Source organism: Saccharothrix sp. DSM 118769, from assembly GCF_052936295.1.
Genome location: NZ_CP193627.1, coordinates 3069267 through 3090119, shown reverse-complemented (window position 1 = coordinate 3090119; position 20853 = coordinate 3069267). Strand labels below are relative to the sequence as shown.

The following is a 20853-nucleotide window of genomic DNA, read 5'->3' as shown; positions in this document are numbered from 1 at the left end:
CTCCCCGGCCGGCAGGCCCGCCGGGGTGGGCGGCGGGCCTACCGGGTCCTGCCCGGGTGCGGGTGGTTACGGCGTCACGGAGAGCAGGTGGGCCTTGAGGCCCTCGCCGACGCCGGGTTCGGGCGTACCGCTCCAGTCCTTGATCAGCACGGCGCCCGTGCTGCAACCCCAGGGGTTCCACGTCCACGCCAGGTAGCCGATGTGGTGGGCGTCGGCCCAGTCGACCAGCCGCTGCATGTAGTCGAAGCCGCAGTCGTCCTGGCCGAACTCGCCGAGCACGACCGGGACCTGCGCCGCGAGCGGGGCGATCTGGGTGTCCCAGCAGGCTTCGGTGACGCAGGCGTTGAAGCTGTAGGCGTGCCACGAGGCGGCGATGTTGCCAACCGGGTCGATCGGCTTGTGGGCGAGCCACTCGCGCATGTCGTTGGCCCACTCCAGGCCGCCCAGCATCAGCACGTTGGTCGCGCCGGTGGACCGCACCGCGTCGACCAGGTCCTGCATCCCGGCGACCTCGTAGGGGATGCCGGTGCAGGTGCCGCCGTCGCGCCAGCACTGCCAGCCCAGCGTCTTGTCCCAGTTCGCGGCCATCTCCGGGTACGGCTCGTTGAACAGGTCGAACACGACGGCGTCGTTGCCCTTGAAGGTGTTCGCGACGCCGGTCCAGAACTGCGGGGAGTACTTCGCGTCGGGCATCGGCTTCTGGCACACGGCGTGCTCGTCCTTGCAGTGCCAGTCCGGGCTGTCGGTGTAGGCGCCCCAGGTCCAGTGCAGGTCGAGGATCACGTTGATGCCGTTGGCCACCAGCAGGTCCACGTAGTCCTCGACGTGCTGCTGGTAGACCGCGCCGCCGGGCGAGCCGTGGACGCCCAGCCAGCACTCCTCGTTCAACGGCACCCGCACCGCGTGGATGTTCCAGGTCTTCATCGCGTCCACCGACGCCTGGTCCACCGGGCCGCCGTCCCACATGCCCTTGCCCTGCACGCAGGCGAACTCGCCGCTGGAGCGGTTCACGCCCAGCAGCCGGTACGGCGTGCCGTCCTCGGTGACCAGCTCGTTGCCGGACACCCGCAGTTCCGGCGCCGGCCCGTCGCCCGGCGGAGTGGTCGTGGTCGTGGTGGTCGTCGTGGTGGTGGTCGTCGGGTCGGTGCCGGTGCACGCGGCGCCGTTGACGGCGAAGTCCACGGGCTTGGCGTTGGTGCCGCTGTAGGCGAAGTTAGCCCCCGCGCTGACGCTGCGGCCCGCGGGGACGGTGCCGTTCCAGCTCGCGTTCGCGACGGTGACCTTGTTGCCCGACTGGGACCACGCACCGTTCCAGCCGTGCCGGAGGGTCTGGTCGCCGGTGTAGCCGTAGGTCAGCGTCCAGCCGTCGACGGCCGAGGAACCGAGGTTGGCGATGGTCACGGTGGCACCGAACCCGCTGCCCCAGTCGTGGGTGGTGTAGTCGACCCGGCACGCGAACGCCGGCGCCGCGCCCGCGCCACTCGCCCACGACCCGCCCTCCGCCGCCAGCAGGCCCGTGCCCGCGATGGACACCACGGCGCCCAACGCGGCCAGCGCGGTGCGGCGTTTTCTGGCTCTTCCCAACATCGGCACTCCTTTGTGCTGGTGATGTCCGGCCCCGCCGCGTCTCCCCGGAGGGGTTCGACGGGCCGGCAGGCCGGTGGTCGGACACGGTTCGCCTGGCCTGGGAGCGCTCCCAGAAAAGCTGCGGATGCGCCTCCTCCTCGTCGGTCACCACACGAGCCAAGACCACCCAGAGGGTTACTCAGGTAGCCGAAGTAAGTCAATACCCTGGGCGGAGGCCGCCAGGGCATACCGCAGCATCACCACTCACACGAGGCCATCCGCCCTGGTGACGACTTATTCAGGCAACTTGACAACAGCTCTACTGCCCCGTGCTCGGCACCCCGGCCGACGGCGAGTGGTCGGGCGCCTCGGCAGCGCCGGCGGGCACCGGGCGCGCCCCGTCCTCGGACCGGCCGCGGCCCGTGGTCAACTCGCTCTGCAGGACGAGGACCGCTCCGCCGATCGCCGCCGCGTCCGACCCGTTGACCGAGGGCACCACCCGCACCGGGTGCGCCCGCCGGGCGAACAGCCGGCGGTCCACCTGCTCCTGGATCACCGCCCGGTAGGTCGAGCCCGCCACCGTGAAGCTCTGCCCGGCCAGCACGATCGCGTCCAGGTCGAACAGGACCGCCAGGGTGACCGCGGCGTGACCGAGGTAGCGCGCCGACCGCTCGACGAGCTCACGGGCTTCGGGGTCACCGGTGTTCGCGGCGGCCGCGATCCGCGAGAACTCGGTCAGGAAGTCCTCGTTGGCCGGGTCGAGCGCCAGCCTTCGGGCGAGGGCCGGGATCGCCAACGCCTGCCGGACCACGGCCGACGGGCCGGCGTAGTTCTCCAGGCACCCGACGTTGCCGCACGGGCACTCGTCGCCGTGGACGTCGACCGAGACGTGGCCGATCTCCGCGGTGTTCGACGAGCTGCCCCGGTACACCTCGCCCGCGACCACCACCCCGCCGCCGATCCCGGTGGCCATGTAGATGCAGCCGTAGGTGCTGCGCGGGTCCACCGCACCCATCCAGTACTCGCCGATGGCCGCCGCCGCGGCGTCGTTGTCGAGCAGCACGGGCAGTTCCAGGTGCTCCGAGAGGCGCTGCGCGACGGGGTGGTCGCACCACTCGCCGGTGGGCTGCGGCGTCAGCAGCACACCCGCGCGCCGGTCCTGCGGGCCGTAGCTGACCAGCCCGACCCCGAGCACCTTCGCGCGGTCGACGCCCGCCGTCGTCAACAGGGCGTCCACCTGCGACGCCACCAGCGGCAGCGCCCGGTCCGGCGGCATCGACGCGACGCCGTGGAACGAGGTCCGCGCCACCGGCCGCCCGGCCAGGTCGACGACCACGATGACGCACGCGTTGCGCTCCAGCTGCACGCCCACGCCGTAGCGCGCCGGCGGGTTGAGCTGGACCAGCGTGCGCGGCTTGCCGCCCGTCGAGGCACCGCGCCCCACCTCGACCACCAGGCCGTCGCCCAGCAGCTCGCGCACGACCTCGGAGATCGTCGCCCCGGTGAGGCCGGTCGCCGTGGCGAGTTCCACCCGGCTGATCGTCCGCGCGGCCCTGATCACGTCCAGCACCAGGCCACGCGTCTTCGGCCGGCTCGCCCACAGCGGGCTCCTCGCCACGGAACCTCCTCCACCCGACGACGTCGCCAGGCTACTTCAGTCGCGGTTCACGGGACGGTGGCGACGGCGACCGGTGAGCTGCGCACCCGCGGCCCGTGTGGTGTCCCGCGAACGCGTGCTAGCGGTGGTACAGGTACGACCCCACCGCGGACCGGAGGTAGGCGGCGTCCGGCGGCGCCGGGTCGGCGACCCCCTTCGTGGCCTCGCCGAGGTGACGGCGGTCGTAGCGGCGGTCGTGGCGGAAGAAGCTCAGGAACGGCGACACGACGTCGTAGAACAGCCGTTGGACCGGGGACGGTGCGGCGGGCGGGGAGCCGAAGGTCAGGGTCATCCGGGGCAGGTGGTGCGCGATGGCCGCCAGCAGGTCGGTGTTGGCGGTCTCGTGCGGGCTGACCAGGTGGTAGGTGTCGACCAGGTTCGCCGGTGGTCGGGCCGCGACGGCGAGCATCATGCGCACCGCGTGCTCGACCGGCAGGCAGTTGATCGTCCCGTTCGCCCTGCCGGGCAGCGGGAGCGGCAGTGACGTGCTGCTCTCGGGGGTCGAGGACAGGTAGGTGTCGGCCGCCGTGAGCAGCGGGCTCGGTGCGACCGGGCCGTCGCCGAGGAACGGTGAGGCGATGCGGGCCAGGGTGGCGAAGGTGTGGCCCGGCGCGCCGGCGGGGATCGGCTGGTCGGTCAGCAGCAGGCTCGGCCGGTAGACGCTGACCGGCCGGTGGTGCCGTCGTGCCCAGGAGCGGACCAGCAGCTCGGCCTCGTACTTGGACGCCTCGTAGTAGTTCTCGAAGCCCGCCGAGTCGTCGAGCTCGTCCTCGAAGACCGTGCCGTCGCGACGCCCTCCCGCGACGTAGGCGGTGCTCACGTGGTGCACGCGGGGGCGCCGCGCGCCGGCTTCGGCGAGGTCGAGCACGGCCTGGGTGCCCACGACGTTCTGGGCGGTGAACGGGTCGCGGGGACCGGTCAGGGCGACCAGGGCGGCGCTGTGCCACACCGTGTCGAGGGAGTCGGCGAGCCTGCGGTACGCGGTCGGGTCGAGCCCGAGGCGCGGCTTGCCGACATCGCCTTCGACCACGGTCACCAGGTCGTCGGCCCGGGCGAGGAGGGCGGTGTCGGCACCTGCGGCGGCGAGTGCGCTCATCAGCCGGTCGCGGGAGGGGCGGCGTGCTTTCGGGCGCACCAGGGCGGTGATCGGTTCGTCGCCGTTGCCGAGGAGTTCGCGCAGCAGGTGGGAGCCGAGGAAGCCGGTGGCGCCGGTGATGCCGGTGGTCACGGTGTGTTCTCCCGTTCGATGCGGTAGCGCGTCCACTCGTCCGGCAGCCGGACGCCGGCGAGGGTGAGCTGGTTGAGGCGGGCCAGGTGCGCGGTGCCGCGCAGGAGGTGCCGGTTGACCTCGGCGACCCGGCGGTTCGACCACCGCTCCAGGTGGGAGCCGCGCACCCAGTCGTTGAAGGCGCCCATCGCCGGACCGCACCAGACCTGGTAGTCCGCCTCGCGGTCCGGGACCCCGGCGACCGCCCAGCGCGAGGACATCGCCAGGTACCAGCGGAACACCATCGCCATGGCGCGCTTGGGGTCGGTGGTGGCCCGGGTGACGGCCGCGGGGTCGGTGGTCATCTTGTGCTCCGCGGCCTGCCGCCAGACCTCGTCCAGGTCGTGCCGGAACACCCGCTCCAGCCGGTCCCGCTCCTGCGCCGGGAGGGCGTCGAGGCCGTCGTGGTGCTCGTAGAGCTGGTGCAGGCGCCGGGCGTGCACGGGGAACCGGCTGGCCGCCCGCAGGACCTGGACGGTGGTGCCCGCCTCGAAGGCCACGGGCGACGGCGCGGACTCGAAGTCGGTGATCCCGGCGGCGGCGAGCATCCGCCGCACCGCGTCGGAGGTGCCCGCCTCCACGCACGCCTGGTTGACCGAGCCCGTGACCACGTACGCCGCGCCGAGGGCGAACGCGGCCAGCGCGGCGTGCGGCGTGCCGATCCCGCCGGCGGCGCCGACGCGGACCGGCTCGGCGTAGCGGTGCTGCCGCTGAACCTGGTCGCGCAGCGCGACGATGGCGGGGAACAGCACGGCGAGCGGACGCCCGTCGGTGTGCCCGCCGGAGTCGGCCTCCACGGTGATGTCGTCGGCCAGGGGCAGGCGTTCGGCAAGCCGGGCCTCGTCGGCGGTGAGCCGGCCCTCGGCGACCAGCTCGTCCACCTGCGCGCGGTCGACCGGGCGCAGGAAGCGCAGGGCGATGTCGGGGTGCGCGACCTTGGCGACCAGGCGGTTGGCGGGGACGACCGCGCCGGAGCGGTCCTCGGTGATGCCGGACAGCCGGTAGTGCAGCACCTCCTTGCTGATCAGCATGTTGCCCGACACCTCCAGGCAGCGCACCCGGTGCCGGGTGAGGCAGCGGATCAGCTCGACCATGCCCCGCTCGTCGCGGCCGTCGTGGATGAAGTTCACGGCGAAGGGCAGGCCGGGGATCTCCCGGGTCAGCCGGGCCACCGCGGCGTCCACTTCGCGCAGGGGCACCGCGGCGGCCCCGTAGGAGGCGAGGAACCCCGCCCTCGCCATCGCGCCGACCAGTTCGACGGAGGCGATGCCGTGCGCCATGGACCCGGCCATGAGGGGGAACCGGGTGCCGTGGTGGCGGGCGAACCGGCTGTCGCCGAGGCGTTCCGGTGGCACGGCGGGCGCGCTGGCCAGCAGCGACAGCCCCGGTGTCGTCGGGTAGCGGGTGCTCGCGCCGATCCCGCGCCCGGTTTGGACGATGAAGCAGGGCCGGTCCACCGCCTCCACGACCCGCCGGACGCCCTCGGGGTCGTGGTGGACGGCGTCGTCCGCCACGACGGCGGTCACGCCGCACCGCCGTCGAGCGACCGCGCCTGGAGCGCGTGGTGGGCGTCGAGGGCGGAGGCGTGCGCGCGGGCCACGGTGTCGCGCAGCCGCCGCAGGTCGTCGGGCCGAGGGGGCTGCGGGAGCGCGGCGAGCAGTGGTTCGCCGTCGAACGAGAGCACGTCGTTCACCGCACGACCCCGGCCGCCGGGCGCCACGTCGAGGCGTAGGGCATCCGCAGCATCTTCAGCCCCGACACGCGGTGCAGGACGCGGCCGTCGGCGGCCGACGCGGTCACGTCGACCCGCACCTCCAGGCCGTCCTCCCCCGACGGCCGGACCTCGATGACGAACGGCTCGTCGGCGGGCAGCCGGTCGGACATCCGCCAGGTCCCGACGCCGACCGGCAGGCACACCGAGTCGTGCCGCCTGACGACGAACAGCCCCGCGGCCTGCACGAGCTGGTCGGCCAGCACCGTGCTGTGCAGGCGACCCGCGAACGCGCCCCCCGCCAGGTCGGTGTCGGGCACGGAGCACTCCAGGACCACCCCGGAGTCGTCCTCGGCCAGCACGCGGCGCAGCCCGCGCAGGGTGGGGCCGCAGAACAGCACGTCGAAGTACTCCGGGCGCGGTGTCGGCGGTGCGGCCAGCTCCTCGTGCCAGGCCCGGCCGCGCTCCTGGTCGCGCGCCACGCGCCTGCTCGTCGTGAAGGTCCCGGCGTACCGGGGGGTCCGGCGGTCGTCCGGGCCGGCGCTGGTGATGGTCACGCGCAGCGCTCCGCCTTCGGCGGGCAGCACCTCCGCGGTGAACGCGGACCGCTCGTCGCCGTCGAAGACCAGGCCCTTGTGCACGGCGAAGTCGCGGCACTCCACGACGTGCTCACCGGGCAGGAGGTGTTCGACCACGTTGGCGCACCAGCCCAGCGCGCCGGTCAGCGGCAGCACCGGGTACTCGTCGATGGTGTGGTCGCGCAGCACCGGCTCGGCGACGAGGTGGTCCAGCCGGCGCACGACCCGGCGTCCGGTGGGGGGCAGCGGCGCCGAGGGCGCGGGCAGCGCGATCGGCGTGGAGATCACGACCACCGGGGACGCCGTGCCGCGGTCGGCGAACACCTCCTCCACGAACCGGGCCGAGCCCGCCTCCGTGCTCATCACGCGGGTGCCGGCCATCTCCAGGCCGGCCCGCAGCGTCTCGGTGATCATGCCGCCGCGCCAGGGGCCCCAGTTGATCGCGACGACCCGGCACCGCGGGTGCGCCGCCTGCCAGTCGTGGGCGAACCGGTTGGCCGCGCCGTTGGCCACGGCGTAGTCGGCCTGCCCCGTGTTGCCGATCAGCCCCACGACCGACGCGAACAGCACCAGGTGCCGCAACCGCGACGGGTCCAGCGCGCCGAGCACGTTGTGCAGGCCCACGACCTTGGCGGTGAGAACCCGTTCCACGTCCGCGAGGTCCTTGCCGCGCAGGGGGCCGTCGTTGATCTCGGCCGCACCGTGGACCAGCGCGGTGACCCGGCCGGCGTGCGGCGCGAGCGCGGCGGTGACGGCGTCGCGATCGGTGACGTCGACCGCGACGTACTCCGCGGTGGCGCCGGTCCCCGCCAGCGCGGCGAGGGTGTCCTCGACCTCGCGCCGGGCCCGCACGGCGGCCACCCGCGCCTCGAACCCCGCGGGCGGCAGGGCCTTGCCCGTGCCCCGCAGGTGGTCCAGCAGGGCGGCGGGCAGGCCGTCGGCCGGGACCCCGGTCGCCCACGCGGGCTCGTCCTGCCGCCCGGTGCGGCCGAGCAGCACGAAGTGGCACGGCGCACGGCGGGCCAGCGCGAGCACGCACGACGAGGTGATGCCGCGCGCGCCGCCGGTCACCACGACCACGTCGTCCCGGTCGAGCGCCGGGTGCCGCGCCGGGGTCGACGGCAGCGGGACCAGCCGGGCGACCCGGCGGTCGACGCCGTCGCGGAAGACCTCGTTCACGTCGGTGGCCGCGTCGTCCAGCTCCCGCACCGCCGCCTGGGCCGCGCGTTCGGCGGGCAGCTCGGCCGACAGCACCACCGAGCGGCAGAACAGCTGCGGCGCCTCGTGCGCGAGGGTCTTGGCCAGTCCGCCGAGCGCCGAGGTGGGCACGCCGCCGCCCCGGCCGACCGCGAGGAACGCGGCGCGCGCGCCGGTCGCCGCGGTGGCGCACAGCGGGTCCATCAGGCGCTTGGCGGTCAGCAGGGCGTGCGCGTGGCGGCGCACCGCGTCGGGCGCGGCCTCGTCGGCGTCCGCGTCCGGCACGACCACGAGGTCCACGCGACCCGCCTCGGCGATCACCGCGTCGAGCGCCGCGGCGAGGGAGTCCTCGGTCCAGTCCTCGTGCGGCAGCGCGTGCACGCGCCACCCCCGGGCCGTCAGCTCGGCGGCCAGGGCCCGGCACAGGTCCCCGCCGTCGTCCACGAGCATCGCCCGGGGTTCGGGGTGGTAGGCGCTCTCGACGACGTCCATCGCGGGCAGCGGGACCAGCCGGACTTCGGAGCGCACCACGTCGGCGTCGTCGGCGTCCTCGCCGAAGAGCTGCCCCCGCAGGCCGACGAGGAGTTCGACGGTGTCGTTGAGCGTGCGGATCTCGACGAACTGCTGGATGCCCATGCCGTCGAGGCTGCGCACCGGGTACCGCTTCCACAGCTCGCTGAGGATTTCCGCGCGCTTGAGCGAGTCGATGCCCAGGTCGGCCTGGAGGTCGAGGTCCGGTTCGAGCATGTCGACGTGGTAGCCGGTCTTGTCCGCCACGACCCGGAGCAGGGTCTCCCTCAGCTCGTCCGGGTCGACGTCCTCGATCGACATCGGGCGAGGTGCCTCCGCCGGGGCGGGGGCGGGAGGTGCGGGGGCGGGCGGGGCGACCGGCGCCGGGCGCGGTGCTTCGAGGACGGGTGGCGCAATCGGCGCCGGGCTCGACACCGAGCTTGGCACCGGGCCGGACGCGGAGCCCGCCGAGCCCGCCGAGCCCGCCGAGCCCGCTGAGCCCGCTGAGCCCGCTGAGCCCAGGAGCGTGCTCAGCACCTCGTTCGCCCGGACGTGGGCCTCCCCCATCGCGATGCCGTGCCGCGCGACGGCCGCGACCCCCGCCGCCAGGTCGGGCCGTTCGACGTGCCGGACGAGCTGCTCGGCCACCTGCAACTGGCCGTCGAGGTAGCGCTGGTGCAGCGCGACGTGCTCCGCCGCGACGCGCGCCCAGTCGTCGTGGGCGGGTGCCGGGTCGGCGGTCGGGAGCGGAGCGAGGGCCGGGGCCGGGTTTGGGGCTGAGGCCAGGGCCAGGGCTGGGGCCGGGGCCGGGGCGTCCAGCAGGGCGTCCTGCGCCCGCCGCCGTTCCTCGGACAGGTACCAGGTGCCGCGCAGCACCACCGAGGCGGCCGACGGCGGCTTGGCGGGCACGGCTTTCGGCGCGTGCCTGTTGATGCCGCGCACCGGCAGCCCGAGCACCGCCAGCCTCAGTGCCGCCGACTTGAGCTGCACGTCGTCGCGGCCCGGCCCGCCGTCGGTGTGCTCGGCGACGACGTCGTCCGCGCCGAGGGTCCGCCGGACGAGGTGGGTGAGGACCTGTTTGGGCCCGAACTCGACGAAGACCCGGAACCCCTCCCGGTGGAGCTGCCGGACGCGGCCGGCGAAGTCGACGGGACGGCGGAGCTGTTCCACGAGCAGTCGCCGGTTGGCCCCGGTGTCGGCCCCGTACTCCGCGCCGGCGACGGTGCTGTGGACCGGCGTGGCCGGCGGGAGGAACTCCACCCGCGCCACGGCGTCGGCGAACACCGGCACGGCGTGGTCCACGTGCGGGGTGTGGAACGCGCACGCCACCGGCAGCCGCACCGCCACGACGCCCGCCGCGCCGCAGGCGCGGGCGAACCGCTCGACGGCGGCCGTCGCGCCGCCCACCACGACCTGGTCCGGTGCGTTGTGGTTGCAGATCAGCAGGTCGGGCTCGGCGCGGATCATCTCCTCGACGGTGGCGGCGGCGGCCGTCACGGCGACCATCGCGCCGGGGTCGGTGCCGGGGGTCCCGGCCGGCCGCATCGCCGCGCCCCGGGCACGGGCGAGCCGGTGGAAGTCGTCGTCGCCCAGCGAGCCCGCCGCCCACAGGGCGGTCAGCTCGCCGAAGCTGTGCCCGAGCAGGCCGTCGGGGCGCAGGCCGCAGTCGTGCAGGAACCGGTACTGCCCGGCGGACAGCGCGCCGATCGCCGGCTGGGCGTGCTCGGTGCGGCGCAGGACGGCCTCGGCGTCGTCCCGCCACGACGGCGGGAAGACCACGTCCGCCAGGCCCGGCGTGAACCGGTCCGCGGTCTCGAACGCCTGCCGCACCGCGGGCACGCCCAGGACCTGCCAGAGCCCCATGCCCGTGTACTGGCTGCCCTGGCCGGCGAACAGCGCGGCCACCTTGGGCCGGCCGGGCAGTGCGCGACGGCGGTAGTGCACCCCGCGCGGGTGGTCCCACTCCTGCTCGTCGGCGCGCGCGTCGAGCAGGTCGAGGGTCAGCGCCCGCAGTTCGTCGAGGTCACGGGCGTCGGCGGCGACGAACCCCACCCGCGCGTGGGTCCCGGGCACCGGCTCGGCGTCGTCCCACTCCGCGCCGCCGGCGACCTCGGCGCGGAGCAGCGCCGGGTCGGCGCACGCCCACAGGTGCGCGGTCGCGCCCCGGTGGCCGGTGGTCGGCGGTGCTTCGCCGTGCTCCTCCAGCACCACGTGGAAGTTCGTGCCGCCGAACCCGAACGCGGAGACGCCGGCCCGCCTCGGACCGCGGGCGTCCCGCACCCACGGCCGCGTGGTGGTGTTGAGGTAGCAGGGGGCGTCGTCGCGGGCGAGCGACTCGGTCGGGGTGTCGACGTTGATCGTGGGCGGCAGGACCCCGTGGTGCAGGGCCAGCGCGGCCTTGATCAGCCCGGCCGCGCCCGCCGCGCCCTTCAGGTGCCCGATCTGGGACTTCACCGTGCCCAGCGCCGCCCGGCGGGGTTCGGCGCCGGCCTCGGCGAGCACCGTGGCGAGCGCCTGCAGCTCCACCTCGTCGCCGACGGGGGTGCCGGTGCCGTGCGCCTCGAACAGGCCGACCGTGGCGGGCGAGCAGTCCGCGTCGGCGTAGGCGCGGCGCAGGGTGGTCGCCTGCCCGTCGTGCTTGGGGGCGTAGATGCTGGTGGCGCCGCCGTCGCTGGCCGAGCCGATGCCGCGGATGACCGCGTAGACCCGGTCGCCGTGGGCCACCGCGTCGTCGAGCCGCTTCAGCGCCAGCATCCCGACGCCCTCGCCGATCAGGGTCCCGTCGGCGCGGGCGTCGAACGGGCGGACCACCTCGCTGCGCGACAGGGCGGGCGTGCGGGAGAAGCTGACGAACGAGGTGATCGAGTTGTCTGCGTCGCAGCCACCGGTGACCATCAGGTCGGCCCGGTGCTCGACGAGTTCGGTGACGGCCACCCGCACGGCGGCCAGCGAGCTGGCGCACGCCGCGTCGACGGTGCAGTTCATCCCGCCCAGGTTCATCCGGTTGGCGACGCGGCCCGCGATGACGTTGCCGAGCATGCCGGGGAACGAGTCCTCCGACCACGGCAGGTAGAAGTCGCGGAACCGCTCGGCGACCTCGGCGCTGCGCTGCTCGTCCACCCCGGACCGCCGCAGCGCGGCCCGCAGGACCGGCAGGTGCAGGCGGGGCACCAGCATCTGCGCGATCGACGGCGCGCCCGAGTAGCCGAGCACGACGCCGGTGCGGGCCGGGTCGAACCAGTCGCGGTCGCAGCCCGCGTCGCGCAGGACGTCGCGGGCGACCAGCAGGCTGACCAGCTGCACGACCCCGGTGGACTCGATCGTCGCCGGGGGCATGCCGAACTCGACCGGGTCGAACCCCAGGCTCGGCAGGAACCCGCCGCGCCGGCAGTACGTCTTGTCCTCGGCGTCCGGGTCGGGGTCGTAGTGGTCGGCGCTGCGCCAGTGGGTGTCCGGCACCTCGGTGGTGCAGTCGACGCCCCGGGTGACGTTGGTCCAGAACTCCTGGACGTCGCGTGCGCCGGGGAAGACACCGGCCATCCCGACGATGGCGACGGGGTGGTCGGCGAGTGCGGCACGAACGTGGGTCATCGGTCTCTTCCGTGAGGTGGCGGGAGCGCCGGCAACGAGGCCAGCTCGCCCAGCGACTGGGTCCACAACTTGCACAGCACGTCGGGTCGGGGGAGGCCCGCGTCGGCGGCGACGTGCAGGGACACCCGGTCCCCGTAGGCGCCGAGCACCACCCCGAACGGCCGCCGGTGGGGCAGGAACCCGATCGGCGACGCCCCGGTGATCAGGGTGCCGCGGTGGCTGACCCGGTGGCCCGGTGACGCGACGTTGCTGGCGACCAGGTCGACGTGCCACCGCCGGTGGGTGCACCAGAACAGCGCCCTGACCACCAGGTCGGGCAGCACCTCGACGCCGGCGCGCATCACCTCGGCGCGCCGGCGCTGCGCCGCGGTGTTCACGCTGCCCGCGACCAGGGCGAGCCGGCGGCGCGGGTCCGGCTCGCCGCACGGCAGGGGCACCCGCAGGTTGACCACCTGGTTGCCGAGGCCGTCGTCGGCACCGGTCGCCCTGGTGTCGACCGGCACCAGGGCCCAGAGCGTGCGCGGCCCCGAGCGCCACGGCGTGTGCGGCCACTGCCGCAACGCGCCCGCGAGGGCGGCGAGGTAGACCTCGGTGCCGGTGACGCCGTGCTGCCGGGCGACGGAGTGCAGCCGGTCGACGCCGGTCTCCGCCCAGGCCAGCCGGCGGGTGCCGGTGAGCCCCCGGCTGGTGAGGGCGCGCCCGGCCGGCGGCGCGAACCCGCGCAGGTAGCGCGCCGTCCCGGCGACCACCTCCCGCCACGCGCGCAGCCGCGCCCCCCGCGGCGGCGTGGTCCCGGCGGGCACGGGCGCGGGCTGGTCGGGGCCGAGCAGCCGGGTGCCCAGCTCGACCATGCCCACGCCGTCGGCGAGGGCGTGGTGCACCCGGAACAGGACCGCCTCCCCGCCGGCGGGGTCGCGGAGGACGACGAGCTGCCACAGCGGCCGGTCGAGCGGGAGCCTGCCGGCCATGACCTCCTCGACGGCGTCGCGCACCCCGTCCGGCCCGTCCGACCCCACCTCGCGCACGTGGTGCCGGAGGTCGGGTTCGGCCGTGGCCCACCGCATCGGCAGCCACCGGCGCCGCGGCCGGTGCGGCACGAGGCGGAGGTCGGGCACGGCGTCGAGGCGGGCGGCGACCAGTGCCCGCCAGTCCTCGACCGACCGGCCGAGCGGTTCGGCGAAGCGCAGCAGGACACCGATCTCGGTGCCGTCCTTGCCCGCCGGCCGGTCGCAGTCCAGGTAGGCGTTGTCCAGCGGGCGCAGCGGGCGGTGCGCCGGCGCGCCCGTCACCGGCGGGCCGCCCGGGACGTCGTGCGGTGCAGCGCGATCCGGGCCAGCTCGGAGATCGACCCGCCCTTGGCCGCCTCCATGACCGACAGCTCGCACCCCAGCTGCTGCCGCACCGCGACGAGGAACTCCGCGCTCATCAGCGAGTCCACCCCCAGCCGGTCCAGCGGCACGGCCTCGTCGACCCGCTCCGGCGCGGTCTGCAGCACCGAGGCGAGCAGCTCGGTCATCGCCCGGCGGAGCAGCGCGTGCCCCTGCTCGGGTGTCGCGGAGGCCAGGGACCGGCGGAACTCCCGCGGGTCGCGGGCCGCCGCCGCACCGACCGCGGCGGGGAACAGGCCGGCCGTCCGGGGCGAGCCCAGACCGGGCAGGAGCCTCCCGGCCGGGTTGCGGCCGAGGCCGGCCAGCACCAGGACGTCGTCGTCGCCGGCGAGGACCTGCCCCAGGGCGGCGAGGGCCACCGCCGGCCGGACGGGCCGCAGCACCTCCGCCACGCTGTCCTGCAGACCGCTGCGCGCGACGTGGCCGACCTCGGAGATCGCTCCCCAGCCGATCGCCTGCCCCGGCAGGCCCCGGGCGCGCCGGGCGCGCGCCAGGGCCTCCAGGAAGAGGTTGCCCGCGACGTAGTTGGCCTGGCCGTGCAGGCCGATCGTCGCGGCGGCGGAGGAGAACAGCAGGAAGAAGTCCAGGTCGGTGCTCGCGGTCAGCGCGTCGAGCACGACCGCGCCCTGCGCCTTGGGTCGGAACGCGGTGCCGAAGCGCCGGTCGTCGGACTCGGTCAGCGGCGCGTCGTCCAGCACCATCGCGGCGTGCAGCACACCGCGCAGCGGGTGGCCGGAACCCGCCACCGCGGCGAGGACGCGCCGCATCGCGCTCTCGTCGGCGACGTCCGCGGCGTGGGCCGTGGCCGTCACGCCGGCGCGGGCGAGGTCCGCGAGCAGGCCGGGCGCCTCGGGGGTGTCGGCTCCCCTGCGGCCGACCAGCGCCAGGTGCCGGGCGCCCCGGGAGGCCAGCCAGCGCGCGGCGGCCGCGCCGAACCCGCCGAGCCCCCCGGTCACGAGGTAGGTGGCGGTCCCGTCCAGCCGCACCGCGGCGGGTGGTGGTTCGACGGGCACGTCACCGCCGTGGGAGACGACGACCTTGCCGATGTGCCGGGAGTGCCGCAGCAGCTCGAACGCCTCGGCCACCCTCGCCGCCGGGTACACCACGTGCGGCAGGGGGCGGTACGCGCCGGACGCGATGTGCTCCGCCACCGCCGTGAACAGGCCCGCCCGGACGGCGGGGTCGTCGGGTGCCATGGCGCTGAGGTCGACGCAGACCATGCTCGCGTTGCGGCGCAACGCCCGCAGCGGCACCCCCCGGTCCTCCACGACGTCCCGCTTGCCCAGCTCCACGAACCGGCCGTGCGGGCGCAGCAGCTCCAGGCCGCGCGTGAGCGCCTCGCCGGCCAGGGAGTTGAGCACCACGTCGACGCCGCGCCCCGCGGTGATCGCCATGACCTCGGCGGCGAAGGACAGGCCGCGGGAGTCCAGCACGTGCTCGACGCCGAGCGAGCGCAGGAAGGCGCGCTTGACCGGTGAGCCGGCCGTGGCGATCACCGTCGCGCCGCGGCGGCGCGCGCACTGCAGGGCGGCGAGGCCGACCCCGCCCGCGCCGCCGTGGACGAGGACCACCTCGCCGGGCGCCAGCCGGGCCAGGGTCACCAGGCCGTGCTCGACGGTCGCGGCGGCCACGGGCAGCGTGGCGGCGGCGGTGAACGGCACGTCCCCGGGCAGCGGGATCACGAACTCGACGGGCGTGACGACCTCGTCGGACAGCGCCCTCGCCGCGAGCGCGGCCACCCGGTCCCCCGGCCGGACGGAGGTCACCCCCGGGCCGACGGCGGTCACGACCCCGGCGCACTCCAGACCGGGCGCGCCGCCGTCGAAGGACTCCGCGCACGCCTGGGGCGGCAGCGCACCCGTCGCCAGCACCACGTCGCGGTAGTTCAGCGCGGACGCCCGCACCGAGACGGCCACCTCACCCGGGCCGGGTGCCGGGTTCGCCGCGGTGACCCAGGCCAGTTCGAACGACAGCCCCTCCTTCCGCAGGTCGAGCCGGTACGAGGTCCGCGCCCGGTCCGCGGGCGGCTTCGCCTCGACCACGCGCGGGACGAAGCGCCCGGCGCCGGTGAGCACGACCTCGTCCTCGTCGGACGGCGTGAGCAGTTCCCGGGCGAGCCGCCCGGCGTCGTCGGCGCCGCGGTGCAGGGACAGCCGCCGGGGGGTGAGGTCGGGGCGTTCGCCGGCCAGGGACCGGGCCACGCCCCAGGTGGCCGCGTCCGCGGGGTGGTCGGGCCGCTCCGGGGCGGGCAGCGCCCCGCTGGGCCGGGTGACCAGCCACAGCGACACCGTGCCCGCGCCGGCGCGGCGGTCGCACGCGGTGGCCAGGGCGCGCAGCACCGAGGCCCGCCGGGTGGTGTGGTGGGCCACGTCGGCGGTCGGGTGCTCGGCGAGCACCAGGACGACGTCCACCTCCGTGCCCGCGTCCCCGAGCAGCGACGCCCACCGGTCGGCGTCGGTGGTGGCGGTCGTGGTGCGGGTGTCGCCCGCCAGGTGGCGGGCGAGTCGCGCGACGAGGTCGGACTCGGTGTCGTCCTCGGCGGCGAGGACCCGGCGCACGCCCGGCCGCGCGGGGTGGAGCGGCGCGGGGTGCGGCGGCGCGGCCGGCGGGTGGGTGCGGGCGGCGCGGCTCGCGACGACGACCGCGCCCGCGCCGTGCACGGGTCCCCGCTCGGCGCCGACCTGGGCGACCTCGGTGAACCCGCACCCGTCGAGCACGGCGGGCCACTGCTCCCGGGACAGCAGCGGCGACCGGCCGCGCAGGTCGGTGTCGGTGTGGCGCCAGAACCCGTCGAGCACGCCGAAGGGCAGCGCCAGGTACTCCGGGGTGTGCGCCTCGTAGGCGACCAGCAGCCCCCGGTCGGTCAGCAGGTCGGCCACCGAGCGCAGCGACCGGCGCAGGTCGGCCGTCGCGTGCAGCACGTTGGAGGCGATCACGACGTCGAACGAGCCGGGGGCGAACCCCTGCGGCACCGGGTCGTGGTCGAGGTCGAGCACCTCGTAGCGGACGAAGTCGTGCTCCTGGAACCGCGTGCGCACGCGGGGGAAGAACCCGTGGCTCCGGTCGGTGAAGACGTAGTGGGCGCGTTCCGGCGGCAGCACGGGCAGCACGGCCGCGGTGGTGCCGCCGGTGCCGCCGCCGACCTCCAGCACCCGCAGCGGCCGGTCCGCCGGCCAGTCGGCGACCACCGCGCGCACCACCGCCCGGACGAGCTGGTTGAACACCCCGTAGACGGGCGCGACGTCGTAGTACTGCTCCAGGAACCGCGCGGCCTCGGTGAAGATCAGCTCGGTCGGGTCGACGTGCCCGCCGAGGACGTCCGCCAGCCGGCCGCCCACGTGCGAGCTGATCACCAGTTCGGGCAGGTGCCCGGGGTGCTCCGCCACCGCCGAGGCGAACTCCGCGTCCGGGTCGGCGTCGCCGGTCAACCGCCACCGCCGCCCGTCCACCCGGTGCGCCAGCCCGTTCTCCTCGGCGGCGGGCAGCAGCAGCTCGACCAGCCGGGTGTGCTTGGGCAGCATCCCCGCGGTCACCAGGTCGTCGGTGGTGAACGGCGCCCCGGTGGGCGTGAACTCCCCCAGCGCCGCGGCGGCGTAGTGGGCGGAGCACGTCACCAGGCGCGGCAGGAACCCGTCGTCCAGGCGTTCGAGCTCCCGGCGCGCCCACGTCACCCCGTCCGCCGCCGCGGCGAGCACGTCCCGCGCGCCCGGCAGCGGCGCGCGGGCCCCGTTCCCGAGCGGGGCGGCCCGCAGCACGGTGCGCAGCCGCTCCACCCGGTCGGTGCCGGTCGCGTCGAACCGGCGCAGCACCACGTCGTCCAGTTCCACCGCGACGACGCCGAACTCGTCGGTGAGGACCACGTCCCACCGGACGTGCGCGTGGTCCCGGTGGCGTGAGCGCACGTGCGCGAAGCCGGTGCGCGCCGGGGCTCGGTGGCGCCGGACGGCGCCGATGGCCGCGGGCAGGAAGGCGCTGCCCGGGGCGGTGTCGCCGAGCAGCGGCGCACCGGCTTGCAGCGCGCCGTCCAGCACGACGGGGTGCGCCTCGTAACCGGCGACGGCTTCCCCGCAGTGGTACCGCGCGACCACCTCGTCCGGTCCGACGCGCAGTTCCCGCAGGACCCGGAACCGCGGGCCGTAGTCCAGGCCCGCCTCGGCCGCGGACCGGTAGAGCCGCTCGACCGGCACGTCGACCGGTTCCGGCCGTCCGGCGCCGGGGTGGCGGGCCGGCGGGGGCGAGGCCCACAGGCGGCGGACCCGCCCGGTCGCGTGGACCCGCCACGCGTCGGTGCCGTCGGTGCGGCCGGCGATGCGCAGGCCGCCGTCCTCGGTCAGCGAGCACTGCAGGGTGGTGGTGACGTCCTCGTCCCAGGGCAGCACCAGCGCCTGGTCGATCCGCAGGTCGGTGACCTCCACGGCGTCCTCGTGGACCCGTGCGCCGGCGGCCAGCGCCATCTCGACGTACCCGGCGGCGGGCATCACCACGGCGCCGCCGACGCGGTGGTCGGCCAGCCACGGCACGCGCACCGGTTCGACCACGTCCTGCCAGGTGGGGGCGGCGACCGGCACCCGTTCCCCGAGCAGCGGGTGGTCGGTCCTCCCGGTGCCGCTGGAGCGCACCCACCGGTCGGTGTCCCCGTTCCAGTGCCGCTCCCGCTGCCACGGGTAGGCCGGCAGCCCCACCACGGTCCCGGGACGGGGGAAGTGGGCGTCCCGGTCGGCCGGCGCGCCGGCCGCGAGGAGCGCTTCGGTGGTGGCGCGGATCGCCGGTCCGCCGGGCGAGTCCCGGCGCAGGGTGGGCAGCACCAGCGCTTCGGGGGCGAGCCTGCGCAGGTAGGTGCGCAGCACGGGGTGCGGCCCGATCTCCACGAACGCGTCGACGCCGTCGTCCAGCAGGTGTCGCACGGCGGGGGCGAAGGCCACCGGTTCCCGGACGTTCCGCCACCAGTACCGCGCGTCCAGCTCGGGACCGGTGATCGGCCGGCCGGTCACCGAGGACACCACCGGCACCGCCGCGCGGTGCGCGACCAGGCCCGCGAGTCCGGCGCGGACCTCGTGCTCGACGGCGTCCATGACCGGGCTGTGGAAGGCGTAGTCCAGGTCGAGCTCCCGGAAGAACACGTCCCGCGCCGCCAGTTCGCGGCCCAGGTCCGCGAGCTGCCCGGCGTCACCGCTGATCGTCACGTCCCGGTCGCTGTTGACCCCGGCGAGCGACAACCCGGGCCGGCTCGTCAACAGCCGCACCGCCTCGGCCTCGGGCAGCCCGACGGCGGCCATGCGGCCCCGGCCCGCGGTGCGCCCCTGGGCGGCGCTGCGCACGGCCAGCACCCGGCACGCGGAGGCCAGGTCCAGCGCGCCCGCGACGTGGGCCGCGGCGATCTCCCCCACGCTGTGCCCGACGACGGCCGCCGGGACGATCCCGCGCGCCCGCAGTGCCGCCACGACACCGACCTGCACGGCGAACAACGCGGGCTGGGCGAACTCGGTGCGGCGCAGCCGGGAACGGCGGGGCCGGGCGCGCAGCTCGTCGAGCACCGACCACCGCTGGTGCTCCCGCAGCGCGGCGTCGACCTCCTCGACGGCCACCCGGAACGCGGGGTCGTCGAGGAGGTCGACGCCCATCCGCGCCCAGTGCGCGCCGTTGCCGGTGAAGGCGAAAGCGGTCCCGCCGGTGCTCTCCCGGACCGGTTCGGGTCGCTCCGCGAGGGCGCGCAGCCGGTCCGCGGCCTCGCGGGGGTCCCGCGCCAGGACCGCCGCGCGGTGCGGGCGCCGGCCGCGGCGGCGGGTGGTGGTGTGGCAGAGGTCGTAGAAGTCCCGCGGCGCGGTCCGGTCCGCCTGCTCGGCGAGCAGCGCCGCGGCTCGGGCCAGCGCCTCCGGCGAGTGCCCCGACACGACGATCGGCAGCGCGCGTCCCGCGTCGGGCGCGGGGTCGGCCGCAGGGTCGGGTCCGGTGGGGCCGGCGGTCAGGACGACGTGGGCGTTGGCACCGCCGAAGCCGAAGGAGTTCACGCCCACGACCGGCCGACCGGCGTGCTCCAGCGGGGTCCGCCGCGCGACCGGGGCGAGCCCCAGCCCGGCGAAGTCGATCGCCGGGTTGGGCCGCTCGCCGTGCAGCGACGCCGGGATCTCGCCGTGCCGCAGCACGAGCACCGCCTTCAGCAGCCCGGCCAGGCCGGACGCCGCCTCCAGGTGGCCGAGGTTGGTCTTGACCGACCCGATCGGCAGCGGGGTCCCCCGGCCGCGCCCCAGCGCGCCGCCCACCGCGGCGCACTCGGCCGGGTCGCCCGCCGGGGTCCCGGTGCCGTGCGCCTCGAAGTACGCCAGTTCACCCGGTTCGACGCCCGCCCGCCGGTACACCTCGCGCAGCAGGGCTTCCTGGGTCCGCGCACGGGGCGAGGAGAGACCGGCGGTGCGCCCGTCGCAGTTCACCCCGCTGCCCAGGACCACCGCGTGCACCCGGTCGCCGTCCCGCACCGCGTCCGACAGCCGCTTGAGCACCACCACCGCGCCGCCCTCGGCGCGCACGTACCCGTCCGCGTCGGCGGAGAAGGTCCGGCAGCGCCCGCTGGGCGAGAGCATCGACGCCTGGGCGAACCCGACGTGCGTGGCGGGGTTGAGCAGCAGGCTGATCCCGCCGACCAGCGCGAGTCCGCCCTCCCCCGCCGCCAGGCCCCGCACCGCCTGGTGCAGGGCCACGAGGGACGACGAGCAGGCGGTGTCGACCGCCAGGCTCGGGCCGCGCAGGTCGAAGAAGTGCGACAACCGGTTGGCCGCGATCGAGTTCGCGCCGCCCGCGTTGGTGTAGGCGTTGATGCCGCGCAGGTCGGTCTGCTGCAGGGTGCTGTAGCCGCTGTCGGAGATGCCGACCACGACCGCCGCGTCCGACCCCGCCACCGCGCGGGCGTCGATGCCCGCGTCGTCGAGGGCCTCGACCGCCATCTCCAGCAGCAGCCGCTGCTGCGGGTCGACCCGGGTCGCCTCCTTCGGGGACATGCCGAAGTAGTCCGCGTCGAACGCGGCGAGGTCCACGCCGGTGAGCACGCCCGCGGCGCGGGCGTAGCTCTTGCCCCGGCGCGGCCCCCGCTCGTCGATGAACCGGTCGACGTCGAAGCGGTCCGGCGGGATCTCGCCCACCAGGTCCCGCCCGGCCGACAGCGCCGCCCACAGCCCGTCGAGGTCCGTGATGCCGCCGGGCAGCCGGCAGGCGACGCCGACGACGGCGACGAGGTCGTGCTGCGTCAAGGAGGGCTCCGTGGCGATCGGTGCGAGGCCGTCGCACTCCGGTCGGGGCGACAAGATCTACCGACCGGGTTCGCCGCACCCAAACGTCGTCCACTCCTTCGGGTGATCATGTGATGATCTTTCACCCGATCCGGTGGCGCACGGGCT

The 20853-nt window shown here is 75.8% G+C and carries 8 protein-coding genes; all 8 read right to left on the bottom strand.

Going from position 1 to position 20853, the window contains the following annotated elements; translation table 11 throughout:
* Nucleotides 1-66: 66 nt before the first annotated feature.
* Complete coding sequence (locus tag ACRAKJ_RS14030) at nt 67-1587, bottom strand: cellulase family glycosylhydrolase (RefSeq protein WP_438920842.1); 1521 nt, start codon at nt 1585-1587, stop codon at nt 67-69.
* A gap of 298 nt (nt 1588-1885) precedes the next feature.
* Nucleotides 1886-3184: an ROK family protein gene (locus ACRAKJ_RS14025; protein WP_438920841.1), complete on the bottom strand. Its 1299-nt coding sequence runs from the start codon at nt 3182-3184 to the stop codon at nt 1886-1888.
* Between the two features lie 118 nt (nt 3185-3302).
* Nucleotides 3303-4451 (bottom strand): SDR family oxidoreductase, encoded by a 1149-nt coding sequence (locus tag ACRAKJ_RS14020; protein ID WP_438920840.1) that lies wholly within the window; start codon nt 4449-4451, stop codon nt 3303-3305.
* A complete protein-coding gene (locus ACRAKJ_RS14015) occupies nt 4448-6016 on the bottom strand; it encodes a PfaD family polyunsaturated fatty acid/polyketide biosynthesis protein (RefSeq protein ID WP_438920839.1) in 1569 nt (522 codons plus the stop codon). The genes ACRAKJ_RS14020 and ACRAKJ_RS14015 overlap by 4 nt, the downstream gene beginning before the upstream one ends.
* Nucleotides 6013-6183: a hypothetical protein gene (locus tag ACRAKJ_RS14010; protein ID WP_438920838.1), complete on the bottom strand. Its 171-nt coding sequence runs from the start codon at nt 6181-6183 to the stop codon at nt 6013-6015. Before ACRAKJ_RS14010 ends, ACRAKJ_RS14015 begins: the two co-directional genes overlap by 4 nt.
* Complete coding sequence (locus tag ACRAKJ_RS14005; RefSeq protein WP_438920837.1) at nt 6180-12077, bottom strand: SDR family NAD(P)-dependent oxidoreductase; 5898 nt, start codon at nt 12075-12077, stop codon at nt 6180-6182. Before ACRAKJ_RS14005 ends, ACRAKJ_RS14010 begins: the two co-directional genes overlap by 4 nt.
* The gene (locus ACRAKJ_RS14000) at nt 12074-13366 is read right to left on the bottom strand and encodes a wax ester/triacylglycerol synthase domain-containing protein (RefSeq protein ID WP_438920836.1); all 1293 of its coding nucleotides are present in this window, start codon (nt 13364-13366) and stop codon (nt 12074-12076) included. Before ACRAKJ_RS14000 ends, ACRAKJ_RS14005 begins: the two co-directional genes overlap by 4 nt.
* On the bottom strand, nt 13363-20706 hold the full coding sequence (locus ACRAKJ_RS13995) for an SDR family NAD(P)-dependent oxidoreductase (protein ID WP_438920835.1): 7344 nt from the start codon (nt 20704-20706) through the stop codon (nt 13363-13365). The genes ACRAKJ_RS14000 and ACRAKJ_RS13995 overlap by 4 nt, the downstream gene beginning before the upstream one ends.
* Nucleotides 20707-20853: the final 147 nt, after the last annotated feature.

Excerpts from the sequence above, each read along its gene's own strand:
- ACRAKJ_RS14030 (WP_438920842.1), bottom strand. The coding sequence starts at position 1,587 with ATGTTGGGAAGAGCCAGAAAACGCCGCACCGCGCTGGCCGCGTTGGGC.
- ACRAKJ_RS14005 (WP_438920837.1), bottom strand. The coding sequence starts at position 12,077 with ATGACCCACGTTCGTGCCGCACTCGCCGACCACCCCGTCGCCATCGTC.